24 protein-coding genes and 1 tRNA gene are annotated in these 22247 nt (G+C 58.6%); 20 read left to right on the top strand and 5 right to left on the bottom strand.

Annotation, left to right across the window (positions count from 1 at the left end; genetic code table 11):
- Positions 1 to 186 precede the first annotated feature (186 nt).
- The 17 genes from cobA to QMP16_RS10595 all read left to right on the top strand — a co-directional run bounded on the left by cobA (position 187) and on the right by QMP16_RS10595 (position 16323).
- Complete coding sequence (gene cobA, locus QMP16_RS10675) at positions 187 to 948, top strand: uroporphyrinogen-III C-methyltransferase (RefSeq protein WP_282152364.1); 762 nt, start codon at positions 187 to 189, stop codon at positions 946 to 948.
- Positions 941 to 1291: a c-type cytochrome gene (locus tag QMP16_RS10670; RefSeq protein WP_282152363.1), complete on the top strand. Its 351-nt coding sequence runs from the start codon at positions 941 to 943 to the stop codon at positions 1289 to 1291. The genes cobA and QMP16_RS10670 overlap by 8 nt, the downstream gene beginning before the upstream one ends.
- Positions 1288 to 2433 (top strand): cytochrome D1 domain-containing protein, encoded by a 1146-nt coding sequence (locus QMP16_RS10665; protein WP_282152362.1) that lies wholly within the window; start codon positions 1288 to 1290, stop codon positions 2431 to 2433. Before QMP16_RS10670 ends, QMP16_RS10665 begins: the two co-directional genes overlap by 4 nt.
- A 3-nt stretch (positions 2434 to 2436) precedes the next feature.
- Positions 2437 to 3426: a siroheme decarboxylase subunit beta gene (gene ahbB / locus QMP16_RS10660; protein WP_282121467.1), complete on the top strand. Its 990-nt coding sequence runs from the start codon at positions 2437 to 2439 to the stop codon at positions 3424 to 3426.
- Positions 3423 to 3872, top strand: a complete 450-nt coding sequence (locus QMP16_RS10655; RefSeq protein ID WP_282152361.1) for an Lrp/AsnC family transcriptional regulator — start codon at positions 3423 to 3425, stop codon at positions 3870 to 3872. The genes ahbB (QMP16_RS10660) and QMP16_RS10655 overlap by 4 nt, the downstream gene beginning before the upstream one ends.
- Entirely contained in the window at positions 3869 to 4351 is a 483-nt protein-coding gene (ahbB, locus tag QMP16_RS10650) for a siroheme decarboxylase subunit beta (RefSeq protein ID WP_282152360.1), read from the top strand. The genes QMP16_RS10655 and ahbB (QMP16_RS10650) overlap by 4 nt, the downstream gene beginning before the upstream one ends.
- 3 nt (positions 4352 to 4354) lie before the next feature.
- Positions 4355 to 5569, top strand: a complete 1215-nt coding sequence (gene nirJ / locus QMP16_RS10645) for a heme d1 biosynthesis radical SAM protein NirJ (protein WP_282152359.1) — start codon at positions 4355 to 4357, stop codon at positions 5567 to 5569.
- Entirely contained in the window at positions 5544 to 7097 is a 1554-nt protein-coding gene (locus QMP16_RS10640) for a cytochrome D1 domain-containing protein (RefSeq protein WP_282152358.1), read from the top strand. Before nirJ ends, QMP16_RS10640 begins: the two co-directional genes overlap by 26 nt.
- On the top strand, positions 7054 to 7317 hold the full coding sequence (locus QMP16_RS10635; protein ID WP_282152357.1) for a hypothetical protein: 264 nt from the start codon (positions 7054 to 7056) through the stop codon (positions 7315 to 7317). Before QMP16_RS10640 ends, QMP16_RS10635 begins: the two co-directional genes overlap by 44 nt.
- A gap of 89 nt (positions 7318 to 7406) precedes the next feature.
- Positions 7407 to 7871, top strand: coding sequence for a hypothetical protein (locus tag QMP16_RS10630; protein WP_282152356.1), 465 nt, complete (start codon positions 7407 to 7409; stop codon positions 7869 to 7871).
- Positions 7872 to 7915: 44 nt separating this feature from the next.
- Positions 7916 to 10039, top strand: coding sequence for a 4Fe-4S binding protein (locus QMP16_RS10625; protein ID WP_282152381.1), 2124 nt, complete (start codon positions 7916 to 7918; stop codon positions 10037 to 10039).
- Positions 10040 to 10052: 13 nt separating this feature from the next.
- Positions 10053 to 11960, top strand: a complete 1908-nt coding sequence (gene nosZ, locus QMP16_RS10620; RefSeq protein WP_282152355.1) for a TAT-dependent nitrous-oxide reductase — start codon at positions 10053 to 10055, stop codon at positions 11958 to 11960.
- Between the two features lie 3 nt (positions 11961 to 11963).
- Positions 11964 to 13220: a nitrous oxide reductase family maturation protein NosD gene (locus QMP16_RS10615; RefSeq protein ID WP_282152354.1), complete on the top strand. Its 1257-nt coding sequence runs from the start codon at positions 11964 to 11966 to the stop codon at positions 13218 to 13220.
- Complete coding sequence (locus QMP16_RS10610; protein WP_282152353.1) at positions 13210 to 14103, top strand: ABC transporter ATP-binding protein; 894 nt, start codon at positions 13210 to 13212, stop codon at positions 14101 to 14103. Before QMP16_RS10615 ends, QMP16_RS10610 begins: the two co-directional genes overlap by 11 nt.
- Complete coding sequence (locus QMP16_RS10605) at positions 14100 to 14921, top strand: ABC transporter permease (RefSeq protein WP_282152352.1); 822 nt, start codon at positions 14100 to 14102, stop codon at positions 14919 to 14921. The genes QMP16_RS10610 and QMP16_RS10605 overlap by 4 nt, the downstream gene beginning before the upstream one ends.
- Complete coding sequence (locus QMP16_RS10600; protein ID WP_282152351.1) at positions 14918 to 15433, top strand: nitrous oxide reductase accessory protein NosL; 516 nt, start codon at positions 14918 to 14920, stop codon at positions 15431 to 15433. The genes QMP16_RS10605 and QMP16_RS10600 overlap by 4 nt, the downstream gene beginning before the upstream one ends.
- Positions 15430 to 16323 (top strand): FAD:protein FMN transferase, encoded by an 894-nt coding sequence (locus tag QMP16_RS10595; RefSeq protein WP_282152350.1) that lies wholly within the window; start codon positions 15430 to 15432, stop codon positions 16321 to 16323. Before QMP16_RS10600 ends, QMP16_RS10595 begins: the two co-directional genes overlap by 4 nt.
- A gap of 81 nt (positions 16324 to 16404) precedes the next feature.
- Here QMP16_RS10595 and QMP16_RS10590 read toward each other — a convergent pair.
- The 4 genes from QMP16_RS10590 to QMP16_RS10575 form a co-directional block, all read right to left on the bottom strand.
- Positions 16405 to 16494: transfer RNA gene (locus QMP16_RS10590), tRNA-Ser, on the bottom strand.
- A gap of 171 nt (positions 16495 to 16665) precedes the next feature.
- Complete coding sequence (locus tag QMP16_RS10585; protein WP_282152349.1) at positions 16666 to 17697, bottom strand: hypothetical protein; 1032 nt, start codon at positions 17695 to 17697, stop codon at positions 16666 to 16668.
- Between the two features lie 176 nt (positions 17698 to 17873).
- On the bottom strand, positions 17874 to 18191 hold the full coding sequence (locus QMP16_RS10580) for a DUF3775 domain-containing protein (protein WP_058275224.1): 318 nt from the start codon (positions 18189 to 18191) through the stop codon (positions 17874 to 17876).
- Between the two features lie 87 nt (positions 18192 to 18278).
- Positions 18279 to 19052 (bottom strand): DUF1365 domain-containing protein, encoded by a 774-nt coding sequence (locus QMP16_RS10575; protein WP_282152348.1) that lies wholly within the window; start codon positions 19050 to 19052, stop codon positions 18279 to 18281.
- Between the two features lie 149 nt (positions 19053 to 19201).
- Between QMP16_RS10575 and QMP16_RS10570 the strand changes: the two genes are divergently transcribed.
- Genes QMP16_RS10570 through QMP16_RS10560 form a run of 3 tightly spaced genes read left to right on the top strand, consistent with a single transcriptional unit; the run spans position 19202 to position 20982 of the window.
- Positions 19202 to 19858: a sigma-70 family RNA polymerase sigma factor gene (locus QMP16_RS10570; RefSeq protein ID WP_282152347.1), complete on the top strand. Its 657-nt coding sequence runs from the start codon at positions 19202 to 19204 to the stop codon at positions 19856 to 19858.
- A gap of 10 nt (positions 19859 to 19868) precedes the next feature.
- The gene (locus tag QMP16_RS10565) at positions 19869 to 20519 is read left to right on the top strand and encodes a ChrR family anti-sigma-E factor (RefSeq protein WP_282152346.1); all 651 of its coding nucleotides are present in this window, start codon (positions 19869 to 19871) and stop codon (positions 20517 to 20519) included.
- 58 nt (positions 20520 to 20577) lie between these two features.
- Positions 20578 to 20982 (top strand): hypothetical protein, encoded by a 405-nt coding sequence (locus QMP16_RS10560; protein WP_282152345.1) that lies wholly within the window; start codon positions 20578 to 20580, stop codon positions 20980 to 20982.
- A gap of 3 nt (positions 20983 to 20985) precedes the next feature.
- Here QMP16_RS10560 and QMP16_RS10555 read toward each other — a convergent pair whose 3' ends face one another.
- Positions 20986 to 22215 carry a DNA recombination protein RmuC gene (locus QMP16_RS10555; RefSeq protein WP_282152344.1) on the bottom strand — a complete coding sequence of 410 codons (1230 nt, stop codon included), beginning with the start codon at positions 22213 to 22215 and terminating at the stop codon, positions 20986 to 20988.
- Positions 22216 to 22247: the final 32 nt, after the last annotated feature.

Raw genomic sequence — 22247 nt, 5'->3', positions numbered from 1 at the left:
AGGCAAAAATACAGGCAGAAAGAAAGGAGCGCGGGCGCAAATCCCGCGCTCCTTAACTTTAGTCAAGGAAACAGCGCAGTTAATGCGCAAACCTACCAGCATGACACGCCCGGTTGGCCCAGCGACGTCCTCAATTCGCCGAATGGACCCGGGTTTCGAAGACATTCAGACCAAGCGAGTTTGCACATGAGCGGTAAGGTTTTTCTGATTGGTGCCGGTCCCGGCGACCCCGAACTCATGACCCTGCGCGCACTGCGCATGCTGCAAGAGGCCGATGTGGTTGTTTATGACCGGCTGGTCTCGGCCGACATTCTGGACCTGCATGCCCCCGGCGCGCGGCTGATCCCGGTCGGCAAAGCGCCCAAGTGCCATACGGTGCCGCAAGATCGGATCAATGACATTCTGGTAAAAGAGGCCCGCGCTGGTCACACCGTAGCGCGTTTGAAAGGTGGCGACCCGATGATCTTTGGCCGCGGCTCTGAAGAGGCCGCGTATCTGATGGCGCACGGTATCACCATTGAATACGCGCCAGGCATCACAGCGGCACAGGGCGCATCCAGTTCCACTGGCGTGCCGCTGACACATCGCGGCCTGGCAACATCGGTTCAATATGTCACCGGTCACAGGCAAGCCGGCAAAGTGCTGGACCTGGATTGGAAACGGCTGGCCGATCCTGACGCGACGCTAGTCATCTACATGGGTGTCGCAAATATCGGTCAGATCGCCATGGGCCTGATGACGGAAAACCTGCCGGGCTCGACGCCTGTTTTGGCCGTAGGCAAAGCGACAACGCCAGACGAGCGTCGACTTGTTTCAAGACTGGACAAATTGGCGGCGGATGTGCGCGAGGCGGATCTGAAGGCCCCGACGCTGTTTATCGTCGGGCAAGTGGTTACCCTTTATGCGGATCAACCCGTGACGAACCTGCTGGAGCAGGCCCATGGTTAGTGTCGTCCAATCGAATGGCGGGCTTCCAGCATGGGCCTCACGCGCTTTACTCACAACGGCCGTCCTCATAGCAACGTCAGCCCTTGCCGCCGATGTGCTTGATGGCAACGCGCTCAAACGGCTTGTGCATCAGGATTGCGGCTCTTGCCACGGGTTGTCTCTGAAAGGCGGTCTTGGGCCGGATCTGCGGTCCAAATCGTTGGAGCATTACGATGCAAACGTTCTGACCGACGTCATCCTTGACGGTATCCCCGGCACTGCAATGCCCCCGTGGCGGCCCCTGATCAGCGAAGAAGAGGCCGAATGGATCGCCCATTACCTGCTGGAACAGGAGGAACAATGAAACACTTTTTCCTTGGCCTCGCGGCCATCCTGATGATGACAACGGCGCAAGCCGAACCCACCGCCACCGGCGACTTAGGCCTGGTGATCGAACGGGCCAAGGGCTCGGTCTTGCTGATTGATCAATCAGACCGTGTCGCGCTGGCGCGGATCGAAGGGCTGGGCGACCTGTCCCATGCCTCGCTGGTATACTCGCCTGATGAACGCTTTGCCTATGTTTTTGCCCGTGATGGGGGCCTGACAAAGGTCGATATCGTCACACGCCAGATCGTGAACAGAGTCGTGCAGGCGGGCAATGCTATTGGCGGCGCGATTTCGGATGACGGTCAACTGGTGGCCGTATCGAATTATGAACCCGGCGGTGTGCGAGTCTTTGATGCCGATACGCTTGAAATGGTTGTCGACATCCCCACCGATAGCAAAACCATCGGTCTGGTCGATGCGCCGGGCCGCCGGTTCGTGTTCACCATGTGGGACACGGGCGAGACCTGGATTGCCGATTTCTCGGCGGGCAAGCCAGAAATCACCAAGATCTTCGACATGGGCAAGAACCCATATGACGCGCTTATCACCGCCAATGGTCGGACCTACATCACCGGGCTATTCGGCGAAGACGGACTGACAGCGCTGGACCTCTGGGCCGACAATCCCGAACCGATCCGCGTGTTACCCGACTATGGTCGTGGTCAGGAAGAGATGCCCGTCTACAAGATGCCCCATCTGGAAGGCTGGGCACTTACCGGGCGCGAGTTTGTGCTGCCCGCCGTCGGCCATCACGAGGTGCTCTGGATCGACGCCGATACCCTGACGGAAACCGGGCGCACCCAAACCCATGGCCAGCCTGTCTTTGCCATGTCGCGACCGGACGGGCGAGAGGTCTGGGTGAACTTTGCCCACCCGCTGAATGACACGATTCAGGTGATCGATAGCGTCAGCAAGGAGATCATCCATGAATTCAAACCGGGGCCTGCAGTGCTGCATATGGAGTTCACCTCGCGTGGGCATGAGGTCTGGATCAGCGTGCGGGATGCCAACAAGGTAATCGTCTACGACACACAAACCTTCGAAAAGCTGCGCGAGATCGAGGCGGACAGCCCATCTGGCATCTTCTTCACCGCCCGCGCGCACAAAACGGGGCTGTAGGCGATGGAACATATCACCGACCCGATCGATCGCCGCCTGCTGGATGAATTTCAACGCAATTTTCCGGTAACGGACCGCCCTTTCCAAGTTTTGGCTTTTACGTTGGGGCTGGACGAGATTGAAGTGTTGGATCGCCTAGCCCGAATGCGGGCGACCGGCCGGATTACGAGAGTCGGCGCGACCATTGCCCCTGGCGCGGTTTCTGCCAGCACTCTGGCCGCCGTCGCTGCACCGGGTGAACGCCTGGAAGAAGTGGCCGCTATGATCGACGCCGAACCGGGTGTGAACCATAACTACCAGCGCGAGGACAAATGGAACCTCTGGTTCGTGGCAACCGGTCCAGACCGGGCGCATGTAAATGACACGCTGGCTCGGATCGCACAGCGCACAGGGCTGCTGGTTCTCGACCTTCGGTTGGTTCGTCCGTTCAACGTGGATCTGGGGTTTCGCATGTCCGGCAAGACCCGAAACGTTCCAAGCCCGCGCAAGATAGATCGGTCGGTCTTGCAAGACGGCGATCGCGCGTTGCTTCAAGCCCTCAGTTCGGGTTTGCCGCTGGTCGCTGAACCCTATGCCGTGCTAGCCCAGTCTATAGGTCACGACGCTGCGGGTGTGATGGATCGGATCGAGGTACTGCACAGAGCCGGTATCATCTCGCGCCTGGGCGTGATCGTGCGCCACCGTGCGCTCGGATGGTCAGCCAATGCAATGGTTGTCTGGGACTTGCCATCCGAACAGATCAACGCCGCCGGTCCTGCCCTTGCAGCCCACCCCGGAGTGACCTTGTGCTATGAACGGTGTCCGGCCGAAGGGGTTTGGCCTTATCGCCTTTACTCAATGATCCACGCCCGCACCCGCAGCGAAGCACTGGAGATTCTGGCCAGTGCGCGCGCGCTGCCGGACCTGTTTGGCGCGCAGCACAAGGTTTTGTTCTCGACGCGCTGTTTCAAACAGACCGGCGCGCTGATCCAACCGAAAGAGGCCGCCGCATGAAACTGGATGGAACCGATCGCGCGATCCTGAACCGGATGCAGGACGATCTACCCTTGGTATCGCACCCTTATGCAGCCGTGGCAGAGGAGTTGGGCATTCCTGAAAGCGAAGTGCTTAACCGCCTGACCTGTATGAAAGACAGCCGAGTGATCACGCGCTTTGGTCCGTTCTTCGACGCCGCCGCCATGGGGGGCGCTTTTTGCCTGTGTGCAATGGCGGTGCCAACTGAAGAATTCGAAACCGTCCTGACCAAAGTCAATGCGCATGCAGAGGTTGCCCACAATTATGAACGTACGCATCGGCTGAACATGTGGTTCGTGCTGGCCACTGAAACTCCTGAGGGGATCGTGGGCACTGCTGATGCAATCGAACGGGAAACGGGGATCTGCGTTCTTCGTTTCCCCAAACTACAGGAATTTTTCATCGGCTTTCGGGTGGCGGCATGATCGACGCAACAGATCGAGAGATTATCGAGGCGCTGCAAGGCGGGCTGCCCCTTGTGCCCGCGCCTTATGCGCAGGTGGCCGAGATACTTGGCATGGATGAAGATGCCCTTTTGTACCGCTTGGCCGAGTTGAAGTCGCGCGGTGTGATCCGTCGCATCGCTGCCGCGCCGAACCACTACAAATTGGGCATGACATCGAACGGGATGACCGTCTGGGATCTGGATGACGACCGGATCACCGAATTAGGCGCCCGGATCGGCGCGTTGCCCTTTGTCACCCATTGCTATGAACGCCCCCGCGCCCTGCCCGATTGGCCATACAATCTGTTCGCCATGGTACACGGCGCTGATCGTGACGAGGTCGAAGCAAAGCGCGCCGAAATTGCTGACATTCTAGGCGATGCCTGCCGGGCCAAGGACATCCTCTATTCCACGCGCATCCTGAAGAAAACCGGGTTGCGCCTGAAAACGAAAGGCTGAGACATGTTCCGCCTGACCGAATACATGCACCAACTCGTCAAACCGACAACAGTGCGTAAACGCCGGCCCGGCCCGGTGAAGCCGGTGGTGATCTGGAACCTGACGCGGCGCTGCAATTTGAAATGCCGCCATTGCTATACTGTTTCGGCGGATGTGGCCTTCCCGGGTGAGCTCAGCCATGAGCAAGCCATGGTAACCCTTGAGGATCTGGGCCAATTTCGCGTCCCGGCCCTGATCCTCTCGGGTGGAGAACCACTGGACCGGTTCGATTTCTTTGACATTGCCAAACGGGCCCGCGATCTGGTACCGATGCTGGCATTGTCGACCAACGGCACGCGGATCTATGACGAAACCGCGGATATGATTGCCGATGTGGGGTTCAACTATGTGGGTATCTCGCTGGACGGTATCGGTGCCACGAACGATTGGTTTCGCGGTGTCGAGGGTGCCTTTGCCGACGCCCTGCGCGGCGTGCGTGAGTGTAAGAAACGCGGCATCAAGGTGGGACTTCGTTTTTGCCTGACTGAAGGTACTCAACACCATCTGCCCGATCTGCTGCAGCTGTGCGATGACGAGGGTGTCGACAAGTTCTACTTGTCCCATCTGGTCTATGCCGGTCGTGGGGACAAGAACCGGGGCGAAGATGCTGAACATCTGCGCACACGGAGCGGGCTGGACCTGCTGTTGGAGCGCGCATGGGAGGCTGCCTCGGGTGGTCGTCCTCTGGATATCGTGACCGGTAATAATGACGCTGACGCGGGGTATTTCCTGAACTGGGTCCGCGCGCGTTTCGATGCTGAAAAAACAGCTCATGTACGCGAGCATCTGGCGGCATGGGGTGGCAACTCCAGCGGCCTAGGCGTGGCCAATATCGACAATCTGGGCCGCGTACACCCCGACACTTACTGGTCGGACTACACTGTCGGCAATGTGAAGACCCGGTCGTTCTCGGAACTTTGGACCAGCGATGATCAAATGCTGGCCATGCTGCGCACACGTCCCCGCCCCCTGAAAGGGCGCTGCGGCGCCTGTCAGCTCAAGGATGTCTGTGGTGGCAACACCCGTATCCGAGCTTTGCAGGTGACCGGCGACCCGTGGGCGGAAGATCCGGCATGCTATCTGTCAAACCAAGAAATCGGCGTGGATGACGCGGGCGAACGCCTGCAGGTCACGCCGTTCCGGGGGAAACGCCATGATCCGGCGCATCAGTTCTTCTAAGACACTCAAACTCGGCACTCTCTGCTCGCTGTTGTTGATCGGAACCGCATGGGCTGACGCTCCTTCGGATTACGCTGAATTTTGTGCGTCCTGCCACGGCGAAAACCGCTTAGGCGGCGTGGGTCCGGCGCTTATCCCTGAAACGCTGAAGCGGATGCGCGGTCCTCGCGTTGCCGCAGTTATCGCCGAAGGGCGGACCGCAACCCAAATGCCTGCCTTCTCGCACGAGCTCGACGCTTTGCAGATTGAAGAACTGGCGGGTTGGTTGAAATCACCGCTGGAAAGCGATCCCGAGTGGGGTGAGGCCGACATAATGGCCAGCCGAATTCTGGACGAGAATTACGTCGCAGTTGAAGCACCCATCTGGGACAGCGACCCGATGAACATTACTCTGGCTGTTGAGACAGGGGACCATCATGTCAGCGTGTTGGACGGTGACACTTTCGAGGTTTTGGACCGGTTCGAGACACCCTTTGCCGTTCATGGCGGTCCAAAATTCAGCCCAGACGGGCGATATGTGTTCATCATGTCCCGAGACGGTTGGGTCCAGAAGTATGACATCTGGGCCTTGGAACAGGTTGGCCGCGTGCGCGCTGGCCTGAACAGTCGCAACATCGCCATGTCGGGCGATGGCAAATGGGTGGCAGTGGCAAACTACCTGCCCAACAGCCTGACCTTGCTGTCGACCGAAGACCTGTCCGTGGTCAAGGTCATCGACATCAAAAGCAAGAAGGGCAAGCCCAGCCGCGTTTCGGCGGTCTATCAGGCCCCCCCACGCGAGAGCTTTGTTCTGGCCCTCAAGGATGTGCCCGAGATCTGGGAGGTCTTCTACGGGGCCAATCCTCCTCAATTTGGTATCGGTCATGATTTCCGCATCGAAGGACAATTCAAAAACCCTGACCCTTTCCCGGTGCGCAAGATCACCACGCCGGACTATCTGGACGATTTCTTTTTTGACCAGAGCTATGAATACGTCATGGGCGCATCCCGCGGCGGCGAGGGCGGTCAGGTGATTGATCTGGTCATCGGTCAGAAGGTCGCCGATCTGGATCTGCCGGGGATGCCGCATCTGGGCTCGGGGATCACGTGGAGGTATAGCGATACGACCGTGATGGCAACGCCGCACCTGACCGACGGCACCGTATCCGTGATCAACATGGAGACATGGAAAACTGTTAAGCAGATCAAAACCGAAGGGCCGGGGTTCTTCATGCGCAGCCATGAGAATTCGCCATACGTCTGGGCCGATGTGTTCTTTGGGCCCAACAAGGATGCGATGCATGTAATTGACAAGCAAAGCCTTGAAATTGTTAGAACTCTACGCCCTGCACCGGGTAAAACCGTGGCTCATGTAGAATTCACCAAAGATGGCAGCCACGCGCTCGTGTCCATCTGGGAAGATGATGGCGCGGTGATTGTCTATGACGCGCAAACATTGGAAGAGGTCCGCCGCCTGCCGATGCGCAAACCTTCAGGGAAATACAATGTCTGGAACAAAATCACCTTCTCAGAAGGCACCAGCCACTGAGGGTAATTGGCCGGTCTGGAAACTGGCCATCCTTTTGTATCCGGCCACGACTTTGACCGTGGCCATCAACCTGTTTCTAGCGGGGCTGATCGCCAACAGCGCCGGGTTTGGCATGGTTACGCCTGTAGCCGCGATCCTGTGGTCAATTCCCCTGGGCGTACCCGCCGCGTTGTTGGCAGGGCGTTGGTTGCGCGGGTTGATGGATGAAGCGGACGAATAACGCGAAATTTCCTGCAGCCTAACCGAAGTCAAGTATCACCACGCGAGAATACCCTACGACTTAGGAACGATTTCCGAGTTGGATTCTCCATGCCCGCCCTTAGCCCTCTGCACAGCCTCCCTGTTCGCGCGTTACGTGCGACGTGTGCGTTGGCGGGTATCCTTCTGCTGTTGTTGCAAACGATCGGCCCGGCGCTGGCGAGTCCCGGCCAAAGCATGTGGGTGGAAATCTGCTCGGAGGCAGGGGCGGTCTGGGTCCAGATAGACCTTGAGGAGGAAGACCTGGACCCAACCGCGCCTTGCCCCAAATGCGCCGATTGCGCCCTGTGTGCGGTCACCTCGGCTGCCCCGGTGCCGAACTTGCCTGTCCTGGCACGGGACAACGTTATTCACACCGAACACCTTTCGCCCCGCCATCTGGTTCAGGTCTGCAGCTTGAAACGATTGTGGCCTGAAACCCGTGGCCCCCCGGCTGCGCCCAAGAAATACATCGAACGCGCCCAGCGCGCGTCCATAGCGTCAATCCAAGTATCCGGAGGTGCGCTGTGGCCGTAAGTCGCGCAATCCAATTTCTGCTGGCCCTTACCCTGTCCTGCCTGATGGCGATCAGTACCCATGCTGACAGCCTCGCCAGCTTCCTGCCTGACATCACCCCTTCTGAGTTGGTCCCCGAAGCCGATGCCTTTGGTCCCGTGCGCGATGACGTGCCCGTTGCTCCGGTTCTAAAGGGCGGCGAGACCATCGCATGGGCTTTTCTGACCTCGGATTTCGTCGGCACCACCGGCTATTCCGGCAAGCCCATCCACGTGGTCGCCGCCATCGACGACGACGCAGTTCTGGCCGGAGTGAAACTGGTCAAACACTCGGAACCCATTGTTCTGATCGGCATCCCCAATTCGCGCATGGTAAAATTGACGGAAGGCTATGCCGGGCTGGACCTAAAAGTCGAAGCCGAGACCGGTGGTGAGGGGCATGACCTCGATATCATTTCGGGCGCGACTGTGACGATCATGGTGATTGATGACAGCCTGGTTCGTGGCGGCATCAAGGTAGCCCGCGCGCTGGGTCTGGGTGGTCTGTCGCCGCTACAGGCCGATGGTCCCAAGCGCGAAATCGATATGGCTAAGAAGTCAGTCTATGACTGGACCACTCTGTCCGGCGATGGCTCGGTCCGGCGCCTGACTTTGGATGTCGGTCAGGTCAATGCCGCCTTTGCAGCCACAGGCGATCAGCGCGCCATCAATCGCCCGGAACCGGGCGAGCCGGATGACACGTTCATCGACATGCATGTGGCGCTGGTCTCGGTCCCATCGGTCGGCAAGTCCCTGTTGGGCGAGGCCGAATATCAGAATCTGACCGAGTGGCTGGACGAAGGTGAACAGGCCATTCTGGTGCTGGGGCGTGGGGCTTACAGCTTCAAGGGTTCAGGCTATGTGCGCGGCGGAATTTTCGACCGGATTCAGCTTATTCAGGGCGACAATTCGGTGCGGTTCTTTGACAAGCAGCAAGAGCGTCTGGGCAAGGTTGCGGCCCCGGATGCGCCGAGCTTCACCGAACTGGATATCTTCAAAATCCCCGCAGAGGCGGAGTTTGATCCCGCCGGGCCGTTCCGACTGCAATTGCTGGTGCAACGGGCCGTGGGCGCGGTTGAGAAGACGTTCCTGACCTTCGATTTAGGCTACAAACTGCCCGAGCAATACCTGCTGCCCGTCACCGCCCCGGCGGTTGTAGACGATGCCACGGGCGAAGCCGCGGCCAAAGCCGCACTTTGGAAGCGCATCTGGAAGGACCGCACGATCGAGATCGCCGTGCTTGGCGTCATGCTGCTGGTGCTGACCGCAACCTTCTTCTTCCAGTTCCACGCGACGATGAATGCACGGGTCTTCTACTGGTTCCGCATCGGGTACCTGACCATGACCTTGTTCTTTATCGGCTGGTACGCCAATGCGCAGCTGAGCGTCGTGAACCTGATGGCATTGGCAGGCAGCCTGCGGACCGGCTTCTCATGGGATGCGTTCCTGCTGGATCCACTGGTCTTCATCCAATGGTTTGCCGTCGCCGCCGCGTTGCTATTCTGGGGCCGTGGTGCCTACTGCGGCTGGCTGTGTCCATTCGGCGCACTGCAGGAGCTGACCAACAAGATCGCGCGGGCCTTACGCGTCCCGCAATGGACGCTGCCTTGGGGCCTGAACGAACGCCTCTGGCCCGCAAAATACATGATCTTCCTGGGTCTCTTCGGCCTCAGCTTCGTCTCGATACCGCTGGCCGAGACTTATGCCGAGATCGAACCCTTCAAGACGGCAATCATTCTGAAATTCATGCGGGACTGGCCCTTCGTGGTCTTTGCGCTGACCCTGCTGGGGATCGGGCTGTTCATCGAACGGTTCTACTGCCGCTACCTCTGCCCGCTGGGCGGAGCGCTGGCCATCCCCGCCCGAATTCGCATGTTCGACTGGCTGCGCCGCTACAAGGATTGCGGCACGCCTTGCCAAACCTGCGCCAACGAATGCCCCGTTCAGGCCATCCACCCCACCGGTGAGATCAACCCGAACGAGTGCGTCACCTGCCTGCATTGTCAGGTGCTCTACCAGTCCGAGGACAAATGTCCCGTCGTTATCCGCCAGCTCAAGCGGCGGGCCAAGACAGGGTCGGTCGATCTCAAGACCCCACTCGGACAACCACCGGCGAACCATCCGAACGCCAAACCGAAAACCGTTTCCTAAAGGAGGAACGATCATGTCGGAACATGACAACAAACTGAACATCACACGTCGCGGGATGCTGGGCGCAACCGCCACCGGCGCCGTGCTGGCCGGAACCGGTCTGGGCTCGACCCTGATGACCGCGAAACAGGCCAGCGCTGCGGCCAATGCCAATCTACAGCCCGGCGAGCTGGACGAGTACTACGGCTTCTGGTCCTCGGGTCAGACCGGCGAGTTGCGCATCCTGGGCTTCCCGTCCATGCGCGAACTGATGCGGGTGCCGGTCTTCAACCGCTGCTCGGCCACCGGTTGGGGTCAGACCAACGAGTCGCTGAAGATCATGACCGATGGTCTGCTGCCGGAAACCAAGGAATTCCTCGCCAAGCGCGGGATGAAAACCTATGACAACGGCGACCTTCACCACCCGCACATGTCGTTCACAGATGGCACATATGATGGCCGTTACCTGTTTATGAACGACAAGGCCAACACCCGCGTCGCCCGTGTGCGCTGCGATGTGATGAAGTGTGACAAGATCACCGAGATCCCGAACGCCAAGGCGATCCACGGTCTACGTCCGCAGAAGTTCCCGCGCACCGGCTATGTCTTTGCCAATGGTGAGGATGAAACGCCGCTGGTCAATGACGGCTCCGTGCTGGACGATCCGTCGCAATACGTGAACATCTTCACCGCGCTGGACGGCGACACCATGGAAGTTGCGTGGCAGGTGATCGTGTCGGGTAACCTCGACAACACCGACTGCGACTATCAGGGTAAGTACGCCTATTCGACTTCGTACAACTCAGAAATGGGTATGAACTTGGCCGAGATGACCGAGAACGAGCTGGACCACGTTGTTGTCTTCAACCTCGCTGAAATCGAAGCGGGGATTGAGGCCGGTGACTATCAGGAACTGAAGGGTGTCAAGGTTCTGGATGGCCGTAAGGGTCAGAACAAGAAATACACCCGTTACATTCCGATCCCGAACTCGCCGCACGGCATCAACACCGCGCCTGACGGCAAGCACGTCTGCATCAACGGTAAGCTGTCGCCGACCGTATCGATCATGGACGTAACCAAGCTGGACGCCCTGTTCGAAAGCGACGCCGATCCGCGGTCCTGCATTGTGGGTGAACCGCAGCTGGGTCTTGGCCCGCTTCACACCGCCTATGACGGTCAGGGTAATGCGTTCACCACGCTGTTCCTCGACAGCCAGATCGTGAAGTGGAACCTCGAAAAGGCAATCGAGGCGTACGGTGGTGCCGATGTTGACCCGATCATCTCAAAAGTCGACGTGCATTATCAGCCGGGTCACAACTCGACCACCATGGGTGAAACCAAGGAGGCCGATGGCAAATGGCTGATTTCGATGAACAAGTTCTCGAAAGACCGGTTCCTGAACACGGGTCCGCTGAAGCCTGAGAACGAACAGCTGATCGATATCTCAAGCAACGATATGAAGGTGGTTCACGACGGTCCGACCTTTGCCGAGCCGCATGACTCGATCATGGTGCGCGCCGACATCGTCAACCCGGTCAACATCTGGGATCGGAACGACATCACCTGGGAAGACGCCCGCAAACAGGCCGAGGCCGATGGCATCGATCTGGAAGACGGCGCCGAAGAACCCATCCGGGACGGCAACAAGGTGCGGGTCTACATGACCTCGCAGGCCCCGACCTTCAGCCTTGAGAAGTTCACCGTCAAACAGGGCGACGAGGTGACGGTTTACATCACCAACCTGGATGACGTGGACGATGTGACCCACGGCTTCTGCCTGGGCAACTACGGCATCGCGATGGAAGTGGCTCCGATGGCAACCGCATCGGTCACCTTCACCGCCGACCGCCCGGGCGTGCACTGGTTCTATTGCCAGTGGTTCTGCCACGCGCTGCACATGGAAATGCGCGGCCGGATGCTGGTCGAACCGGCGGGGGCATAACCCATGCGTTGGTCCCTGCTCATACCGCTCCTGCTCGGCTCGCCCCTTTGGGCGGCGGATTGGGACGTGCCCAACCGGGCGGGGGCCATCACTGAGACACTGGCGCAGGCGGCGGATGGAGACACCCTCCGCCTGAGTCCCGGCGTTTATTCGGAAACGCTGGTTCTGGACCGGCCCGTCACAATTGATGGGTTGGGGCAGGCCACCATTGACGGCCAAGGTGAGGGCAGTGTCATCACCGTGACCGGCCCGGGCGTGATCGTGCGCGGGCTGACTGTGATCGGCTCGGGCTCAAGCCATGACGGAATCGACAGCGGCATCCAACTGACCAAGACGGCCACAGCGCCGGTGGTCGAGGATAATGTGCTGCTGGGCAATCTTTATGGCGTCGACATTCATGGTGCCAAGGACAGTATCGTGCGCGGCAACCGGATCGAAGGACGTCAGGACCGGCGGATGAATGACCGTGGCAATGGCGTCTACGTCTGGAACGCACCGGGTGCGGTGGTTGAGGATAATGACATCCGGTACGGGCGCGACGGAATCTTTGTGAACTCGTCCAAGAAGAACAGATTCACCGGCAACCTGTTCCGCGATCTGCGTTTTGCGGTGCATTACATGTATGCCGACGACTCGGTCGTCAGCGACAATGTCTCGATCGGCAACGATCTGGGTTATGCGGTGATGTTTACCACCAATGTGCGGGTGGCCAACAATGTCTCGATCGGCGACCGCGAACATGGCGTGATGCTGAACTACGCCAACAAGAGTCAGATCACCGGCAATGTGGTGATAGGTGCCAAGGAAAAATGCACCTTCCTGTATAACTCAAACAAGAACGAATTCACCGATAACTGGTTTCAGGGATGCGGCATCGGCATCCACTTTACCGCCGGAAGCGAACGCAACCATATCGTTGGCAACGCGTTCATCGGCAACCGGACACAGGTGAAATATGTCTCGACCAAATGGGTCGAGTGGTCCGAAGACGGGCGCGGCAATTACTGGTCCGATTTTGCCTCCACGGATGTGGATGGCAACGGCATTGCCGATGCCCCCTATCGCCCCAATGACAGTATGGACCATGTGCTGTGGACCCAACCCGCAGCCAAACTGCTGCTCGGCTCGCCTGCCGTGCAACTGGTGCGCTGGTCACAATCTGCCTTCCCGGCGTTGTTGCCGGGCGGTGTGATAGACAGCAACCCATTGATGCAAGCCCCAGAACCCCCAGCAATGAAAAAGGTGCCTCATGACGGATAAGGCCCTGACGATAAACCAAGTCATTAAGGACCGAGGGAAAACCCGCGTTCTTGACGATATCACCCTGTCTCTTGCCCCCGGTCAGCGCGTTGCGCTGCTGGGCCATAACGGCGCGGGCAAGTCGACCCTGATCAAATCCATCCTCGGGTTGATCCCGATTGAAGGCGGGGCCATTCGGATCGGAGACGCCACCCCCGGCAGCGCACAGGCGCGGCGGGATACGGCGTATCTGCCCGAGGCGGTGTCGTTTCATCCCGCACTGACAGGTCGCGAGCAGTTGACGCTGTTCGCGCAGCTTTCCGGGTCCAAGGCGGATGTGCCCGGCCTGCTGGAGCGCGTTGGTCTGAGCGATGCACTGGACCGTCGGATCGGAACCTATTCCAAGGGGATGCGGCAACGTCTGGGCTTGGCGCAGGTGCTGCTGGGCCAGCCAAAAGTGGCGTTGCTGGATGAGCCTACATCGGGCTTGGACCCGATCTCGCGGCAAGACCTTTATGCCATCATCGATGAATTGGCCGGGCAAGGCACAGCGGTCCTGATTGCCTCCCACGCTCTCACCGAGGTCGAAGCCCGCACCGACCGCATCGCCATCATGCGCGAAGGTCGAATGGTCGCGGATGACACTCTCAACAATCTGTCGGCGCTGGCTGGTCTGCCGATCCGCCTCAAAGTGCGTGCCAGCGCGAACCCCGAAGCACTTGCCGCCGAACTGGGCGGCAACCGGATCAACGGAGCATCTGTTGAGCTGCTCTGCTCGCCGGATGACAAGATGGAGGCCCTGCGCCGCATCGCCGGACTGGGCGACGCCGTGGCGGATGTGGAAATGACCCCGCCCAAACTTGAAGACCTCTACCGCCATTATGCACAGGAGGAGATGCAATGACCCGCTTCCTCGCCATCACCCGCGCCGAGATGTTGATCCTGCGCCGCAACCGCTGGCTGTTGATGGCCACGCTGATCATGGTGCTGTTCGCGTTGGCCCTGACCTTTGCAGGCAGCGCGCCGACCGGCACGCTGGGCGTCGATATGCTGACTGTCTCGGTCGCTTCGATGACCACGCTTTCGGTCTATCTTGCGCCGCTGCTAGCGCTGATGATCGCTTTCGACGCCATCGCAGGCGACGTGGACCGCGGCAGTCTGTCGTTGCTGCTGTCCTACCCCGCCGGACGCGGAGAAATCCTGCTGGGCAAATTCACCGCCCATCTGGCGGCATTGGCCTTTGCCATGACCATCGGTTTCGGCACCGCAGGCGCAGTGGCAGCGTGGTTCGGTGGCGCGGGTCCCGAAAGCCTGATGGCTCTGGCGCGCCTAATCCTTACCTCCATCTTGCTGGGCGCCGTTTTTCTGGCGCTGGGTTACCTGCTGTCTGCTCTGGCAAGGGGCGCCACGGCGGCGGCAGGTCTGTCGGCCGGGCTCTGGCTGGTCTTTGTCGTCCTCTATGATCTGGGCTTGTTGGGAGCCGTGGTCATGGATGAGGGCGGCACCTTCACCCAATCCGTCTTTCCATGGGTGATGGTGGCCAACCCGGCCGACGCATTTCGGCTGTGGAACATTTCCGCGACCGAGGGCGTCGCGATGGCGTCGGGCATGACCGGGGCCGCGCAGGCCCTGCCGGTCTGGGCCGCGCCCGCCTCGCTGCTGATCTGGCCGATACTGGGCTTTGCCCTTGCCCGTGCCGCCTTCCGGAGGGTTGAGCCGTGAAACGTCTTGTGCTGATTGCGCTGATTGCCTTGGCGGCTTGCAAAGATGAGGTCGCAGTTGCCCCCGACCCGGTTGATCTGACTCCCGATGCGCTGAGCTTCTTTTGCCAAATGAATATCGCCGAGCATGGTGGCCCCAAAGGGCAGATCCATCTGGAAGGTTATCCCGCACCACTGTTCTTTGCCCAGGTACGGGACATGGTGGCCTATCTCAAAAGCCCCGAACGGGACGCTGATATCACCGCCGTCTATGTCAGCGATATGAGCGTTGCAACCAACTGGCGTCAGCCGGGCATCTCGAATTGGATCGACGTCGACAGCGCGACATTTGTTGTCGGCTCCAACGTGGCAGGCGGCATGGGTGCTCGTGAGGTGGTGCCATTTTCCAACCCAGCCGATGCCGCATCATTCATCGACCAGTATGGCGGTGCCGCTCTGCCCTTGTCCGAGATTCCTGATACTGAGGTGCTAGGCCCGGTCGATCTGGGCTTACTACTGGAGACACCCGCATGACCTTTCTGTCCCGCCGCCGGTTTCTGACCATCTCGGCTGCAAGCGCGGCCTGCCCTGCAATCGCTAGCCCTGCTACAGCAGCACGGTGGCGCGGTTCCGCGTTGGGCGCACCGGCAAGCATGCAGTTGGTCGGGCTGACAGTTACCCAAGCCCGCCTCGTTTTTGCCGCTGTCGAAGCCGAAATCACACGGCTGGAAGATATCTTCAGCCTGTATCGCCCGAAATCCCAACTTTCGCGCCTGAACCGCGATGGGTTTCTTATGCAACCAGCGCCCGAGCTCTTGAGCCTGTTCAGCCTGTGCACAGTTTTGCACCAGAATTCAGGGGGCGCTTTTGACCCGACAATCCAGCCTCTCTGGGCTGCTCTGATCAACGGTGACGACGCTACAACCGCCCGCAAATCCATCGGGTGGGATAAGGTCACGGTTAATAACGATGTCGTCCGCCTGCCCTATCCAGGGCAGTCGGCGCTGACTCTGAATGGAGTAGCGCAAGGGGCAATCACAGATCGCATTGCTGCGCTGCTCAGATCAAAAGGGCTGCAAGACGTTTTGGTCGATATGGGGGAAGTCGTGGCCCTGGGACAAACTCACGATGGGCGCGATTGGCAAGTCGGTTTGGCAGGCGCCGAAGGTCAGATCACTAAGCGTATCTCTCTGCGCGACCGAGCTGTTGCGACCTCTGATGCCGGTAACCTGATGCTGACTGACGCTCACGGTCACATCCTCAGCCCCGCCGGTCAAACACCAGCGCGCCGGGTTTTGTCGGTATCTGCAAACTCCGCAGCGCTCGCCGATGGGCTTTCAACAGCCCTGTGCGCACTGTCTGACGGAGATATACCGAGCGTTCTGAAACGTTTCCAAGATGCGCGACTAGAGATGAAAGTCTAACCAGGACCACACGCCCGGACAAAAACGTCGCGTATCATCGGCAACAAATGAGTTCGCGATTACGTCCGATTCAGAGTGTAATGGCGGAGACGAAGGGATTCGAACCCTCGAGACCCTTCCGGGCCTACTCCCTTAGCAGGGGAGCGCCTTCGACCACTCGGCCACGTCTCCGCTGGCGGGTATATCCTTGCATGTCGACCAGATACAAGACGATTTTGATCGAGCGCGATATTTTTCTGAAATCGATTGCGCTGATGCTGTTGGGATGCATTTGCTTGGCGAAAGCGCTGCCCCATCTGTTCCCTAATGCGATTTGGAACTATGAGGAGCGTCACCGCGACGTTAGCCCGGTTCGTCAGCTTCGATTGCCGCTCGCATGAGAAACAGCGTCGCCGGGTCCAGATCATTTTGAGCCATAATAGCTTCGAAGTTGGGGTTCAGTGCGTTGGTGCCCCAAGGTCGTACGGCCAGGGCAATCCAAATCGCAACAGTGCTGTCTTTGTCCAACTGATGCCTAAACACATCCAAGATCCGGGGTCGCAACTTGGGATAGGTCGTTCCGCCATCGGCCAGACTGCGGATCAGGAATCGCTTTTCGTCAGCCGTGCGTCCAGACCGTTCCAGCGACTTTTCGATTTCAAGTATTGCCTGTTCCCCATCCACTGCGATACCCGCCAAACCCCAGTCGTACAGGTTGAGACCCCCACTGCGAAGCGCGCTTTGATAGCCAAGCCTTACACGTTCTTTAGCCTTTGGATCCGACTGAAGACCCAACAATCGGATAAGTGCCGGTGCGTAGGCTAGACGATTGGGATTGCGCAGGTCCTGCAATAATTGGGCGATTGGCACGGCATCGGCCAGGTGGGTCAAAAGCCAATAGGGCGCGCGGTGGATTTCGATCAGCGCCGTGTTGCGCAGCAGGCGATCTTCATGTGTGAGATAAGCACTAAAAAAGGCAACCTGCGCCGCGCGATTCGGCGCACCACTGGCCCAGCCCAGCCCTTCGACACGCAGTGTTTTAAGGAAGTGGGCCCGATCCGGTGTCATCAAGAACCCTTTGGTCCAACCGCTGGGCAGGCTGCGACCGGCCTTGTCCTGATACCCCGCCCCGTAGACCATCAAAACCGTTCTGTCCGGATTCGCACGAAAGGCGGATCGCATGACACTGTCGACCAGGAAAGGTATTTCGGGCAAAGCCCCAACCTGCTCTGGATTGCCTTTCAAAACCGACACGGGGAAGTACCTGAATGGGTTGTCTGGCGACGGTGCCGCCAGCACGATCACGCGCGCAGAAAGGATCCGGTCTGCCAGAGAATATTCCGGAAGCTCTACGCAGACGCCGCAGGCGTGGGCCGGGCGGGACTGTAAGCCCACGCAAAGCGCGAGCACCGCAAATATTTGCAAGACGCGCCACATGGATCACGCTCCGTCTAAAAGCACCCAGCCAGAATGCAGGCTTTCGGGTTTCCTGATCATGTTATCCAAAAAACGGGTATTCGGCGAATGGTTTGCAATTTGCAGGCCGCACCGGATGCACATAGCCGGTGCACTTACATCAGGTCGTTTTCCACATCCTCCGCCGAGATGCCCAGTGCATCCAAGCCATTTTCAAGGTGGTCCGACAAGTGCGGCGTACCAATCAGGTAGTCCGCGCAAGGGGTCGAAGCCTCGGACTTGGCGGTTGCGATGGCCTCAGGCAGATCTTCGGCGAAAAAGCTTTCGCGCCCAACCCACATGACAGCCACCAGTTCGGCCTGTTCGTCCTCGCTCATCCGGTCGATGAAGGCGCGCAATTCGCCCTCGGCGCGACCCAACTCGCGCCCCATCATCGCAACCTGAGCGATTTTCCTTGGCGAAATTTCCATCATGACCAAACTCCTCGTATTCGCGGTTTCAATAATACCACAACCATGAGGAGGGGGCTGAGTCTTTGATCTTAAGCAAAGACCTAAGGGCTAAGGCTTGCGACTGCGGGATATCGGCTGATCGGGCACAGGGGCGGTTCGAAACGGGACAAACCGGGCCTTTTTGATCTTAAGTTTGATCGCCTGCCAGATAATCAGGAAAAACGCACGTCGCGCACCGAAGGGACGCCGCAGCAACGACCACAGGATTGCCCGGTTGGTCAGCGGCGCGCGCGGCCCGGTCAGGGTGGCAATCAACCCACCCGCTTTTCGACTATAGTCAATCCAGACGCCGATACGCTCGGGGCGATGGTCGAACCGGAACTCATACGTCCCTTCGATCTTTTGAAACGGTGAGACATGCATCAGCTTGTCCGCAACGATGCGATCCGTCGGTTGGATCGGCGCAAAGCCGGGATTGTTGCACAGATAGCTGTGGCGCGTGCCGTAGGTGTTCGTAACCTCGGCTACCACCGCATATAGCTGTTCATTGGCATCGAAGCAGAACCAGAAGCTGACCGGATTGAAGACATGCCCCAGCACCCGTGGCTGCGTCAGCAACTCAAGCCTTGCAGGTTGCGTCACACCCATTTCGTTGAAATTGGCTCGCAACCACGCCGCACCCTGCCCTTTGCCGGGTTCACCGCCGTGGTCACGATCTCGCCAATACATCGCATTTACGCGGTTCATCGAAAACAAAAGCGGCGTGTCAGGCCGGGCTTCGGGGTCCAACAGGATGTAATCTATGGAATAGCGAAATGCATTCTCGATCCCGCCTTTTCGACCGTGGTAAGTATGGCCTGAAATATGGTCGATCCTGTTCATTCTCGTCAGTGTTCCAATTCGCCTGCAAGCCGTTCAAACGGCGCTGTTTTCTTCGACATGTAGATACTTATCATACGAAACATGGCCCGGTTCGGATTAAAATCGCATCACAATGTGATCCAGCTTGGGGCTTACCGCGTAATGTTGTTATGTTTACCGAGATCGATACCGCGACCTTGGATGAACCGGTGGCCAGCAGGCCTTCACAGAAACCGTGGCGCGCAAAGAAACGCATCAAGGGAAAACCGGTGAACCGAGCGCAAGACAATTGTGACAAACGAGCTGAGTGGGTGGACCATGTCAGACGTATAAGGGACGCGCAGGATCAGGCCGCGTTTGCTGAGTTGTTTCAGCACTTCGCGCCGCGGATCAAGGCGTTCCTGATCAAGTCGGGCTCAGATGCGGCCATGGCCGAAGAGTGCGCACAAGAGGTGATGGTCACGCTGTGGCACAAGTCACATTTGTTCGACCCCACGCGGGCAACCGTGGCCACATGGGTGTTCACGATCGCCCGGAACAAGCGCATCGACGTCCTGCGCAAACAACGCCGCCCCGAGCCCGAAGAACTGGGATGGGGGCCCGAGGCCGAACCGGAGCAGGACGACATACTCGTGCTGCAACAGGAAACCGCGCAGTTGCGCAACGCGATGACCGCGCTGCCAGAGGCGCAAAGACAACTGATTGAGAAAGCCTATTTTGGCGATCTGAGCCATCGAGAAATCGCTTCTCAGACTGGATTGCCACTGGGTACGATCAAATCACGGATACGGCTGGCGCTGGACCGCTTGCGCCATGCGATGAATTGAGATGACGGATATGAGCAACAAGATCAAACATCACCTGACAGACGACCTGCTGATGGCTTACGCCGCAGGCACTCTGCCCGAGGCTTTCGACCTGATGGTCGCGACACATCTATCCCTGTGCAATCAATGTCGTGCGCAAGCCGAAAGCTTTGATGCTGTCGGCGGATATGTCCTGGAAGAGCAGGACGAGACCGTTGCAATGAACGACAAGGCACTTGCGGAAACGATGGCTTTGATTGCAAACGGTGCGCCGATTGCCAAACCCAGGCGACCCGGCTGCTCGGTCTTGCCAACCCCGTTGCAGGATTATGTGGGCGGTGACGTGAATGACATCCGCTGGCGACCAATCGGCATGGGGGTCAAACAGGCGATACTGCCGACGAGCGGCGAAGCAACAGCTCGGTTGCTGTTCATTCCGGCGGGCACCGCAGTTCCCGACCACAGCCACAACGGCGTGGAACTGACCATGGTTTTGCAGGGCGCGTTTTCGGATGAGGTCGACCGTTTTGCCCGTGGCGATGTGGAGATTGCAGATGAAGACCTGCACCATACGCCGACAGCCGACATCACCGAGGATTGCATCTGCCTGGCGGTCACTGACGCGCCGCTGAAATTCAACAAGCTGATGCCGCGTCTGTTCCAACCGTTCCTGAAGATCTGACGCAATCAGCGCTCATGTGGTACCCTGCGCTGCAAGCTGATTGTTGGAGGCATTTGAAATGATCCGGACTATGTTCTTTATTCTTGCCCTTATGGGTTGTTCATCTGTCGCTTCTGCCCAGTTGGTCGCTGACGTGAAGTTCGAACCGGGCAATTTCGGGACAATGGTCAATGGTACTGTCACTGGAAACGAGTACTTCGACTACAAGTTGGGTGCAAAAGCCGGGCAAGAGATGTTCGCCGACCTGAAGGTAAGCGACACAAATGGCTATGGCGTGATCTACTTCAACATCCTGCCGCCGGACAGTGATGGTTTCGCGATCTACAACGGCTCGATCGACGGGAATACCGCGCGCATCGAATTGCCTGAGGATGGAGATTACACGATCCGGGTCTACCTGATGGGCAATGACCGCGATACGGACAAGACGGTCGGCTACAATCTGGATCTGTCAATCCAGTAATGCCTAGCCTTCGGACTGGCCCAGAGGCACAACGTTGGTCTGATCGTCAGGCGCCAGTTCCTCGAAATCGAAGTTATCCAACCGCTGTGCCCGGCGGCCAGCCTTTTCCGCGCTGATCTTGATTTCCGAGATATCCTTGGCCGCTTGCCCAAAATGGCGGTCCAGATTGCCGACCCGATCACCCAAACGCTCAACATCCTTATGCAGCAAACCCAGTTCTTTGCGGATCGCCCCAGCTTGTTCCCGCATCCGCGCGTCTTTGAGGATCGCACGCATCGTGTTCAGTGTCGCCATGCAGGTGGTGGGCGATACGATCCACACGCGTTTGGTGAAACTCTCCTGCACCAGTTCAGGAAATTTGGCATGAAGTTCGGCATAGACCGCCTCGGACGGCAGGAACATCAGTGCACCATCAGCCGTTTCACCGTCCAGAATGTACTTCTCGGAAATATCTGTAATGTGCTTGCGCACCGTGCTGCGGAACATCTGAACCGCCGCCTTCAACTCCATGTCATTGGTCGAACCGATCAGCGCCTCATAGGCCTCCAACGGGAACTTGCTGTCGATGACAATCGGTCCTGGAGGGTTCGGGAGGTTGATCAGGCAATCTGCGCGCCGTCCATTCGACAGGGTGGCCTGCAGCTTGAAACTATCCGAAGGCAGCGCCTTGGACACGATATCATTCAGCTGAATCTCTCCGAAAGCACCACGCGTTTGCTTGTTCGACAGAATGTCCTGCAGGGACAACACATCGCCCGACAGTTTTGTGATATTGTCCTGCGCCTTGTCGATGGCGGCCAAACGTTCCTGCAGTTGTGTCAGCGACGTCGCCGTCTGTTTCGACGAGCCGTGCAGGGATTCCTTCATCCGCTCCTGCATCTCGGCCAAAGCACGCGCCGATTTCATCGCGTTATCCGCCAGTCGGTCATTCATCTGCTGCTGGACCGAGGACAGGCGGGATTCAACTGTCTGGATGACCTGCACCTGCGCATTGGCCTGCGTGTCCGAAACATGCTGCAATCCACCGCGCAATTGTTCCTGCCCCTGCCCCAACTGCTGCACATGCTGGCCCAGGTGCGCCATCTGGCGGGACAAAGGTTCTGCCATACGGGCCGACCGGTTGGCTGCGCGTAGCGACAGAAACAGCAGCAGCAGGATCAGCGCAACAACCCCACCCACAGTCAGGATCACTGGGTCGTTTAGCGCATATTGGGTTCCTGCTATCTCGATCATGTCGCCTCGGATGTTCTTGTTTTATTCTCCAT

It is taken from the genome of Ruegeria atlantica (assembly GCF_947495585.1).
Classification (GTDB): Bacteria; Pseudomonadota; Alphaproteobacteria; order Rhodobacterales; family Rhodobacteraceae; genus Ruegeria; species Ruegeria atlantica_G.
This window is presented reverse-complemented; position numbering and strand designations above follow the sequence as displayed.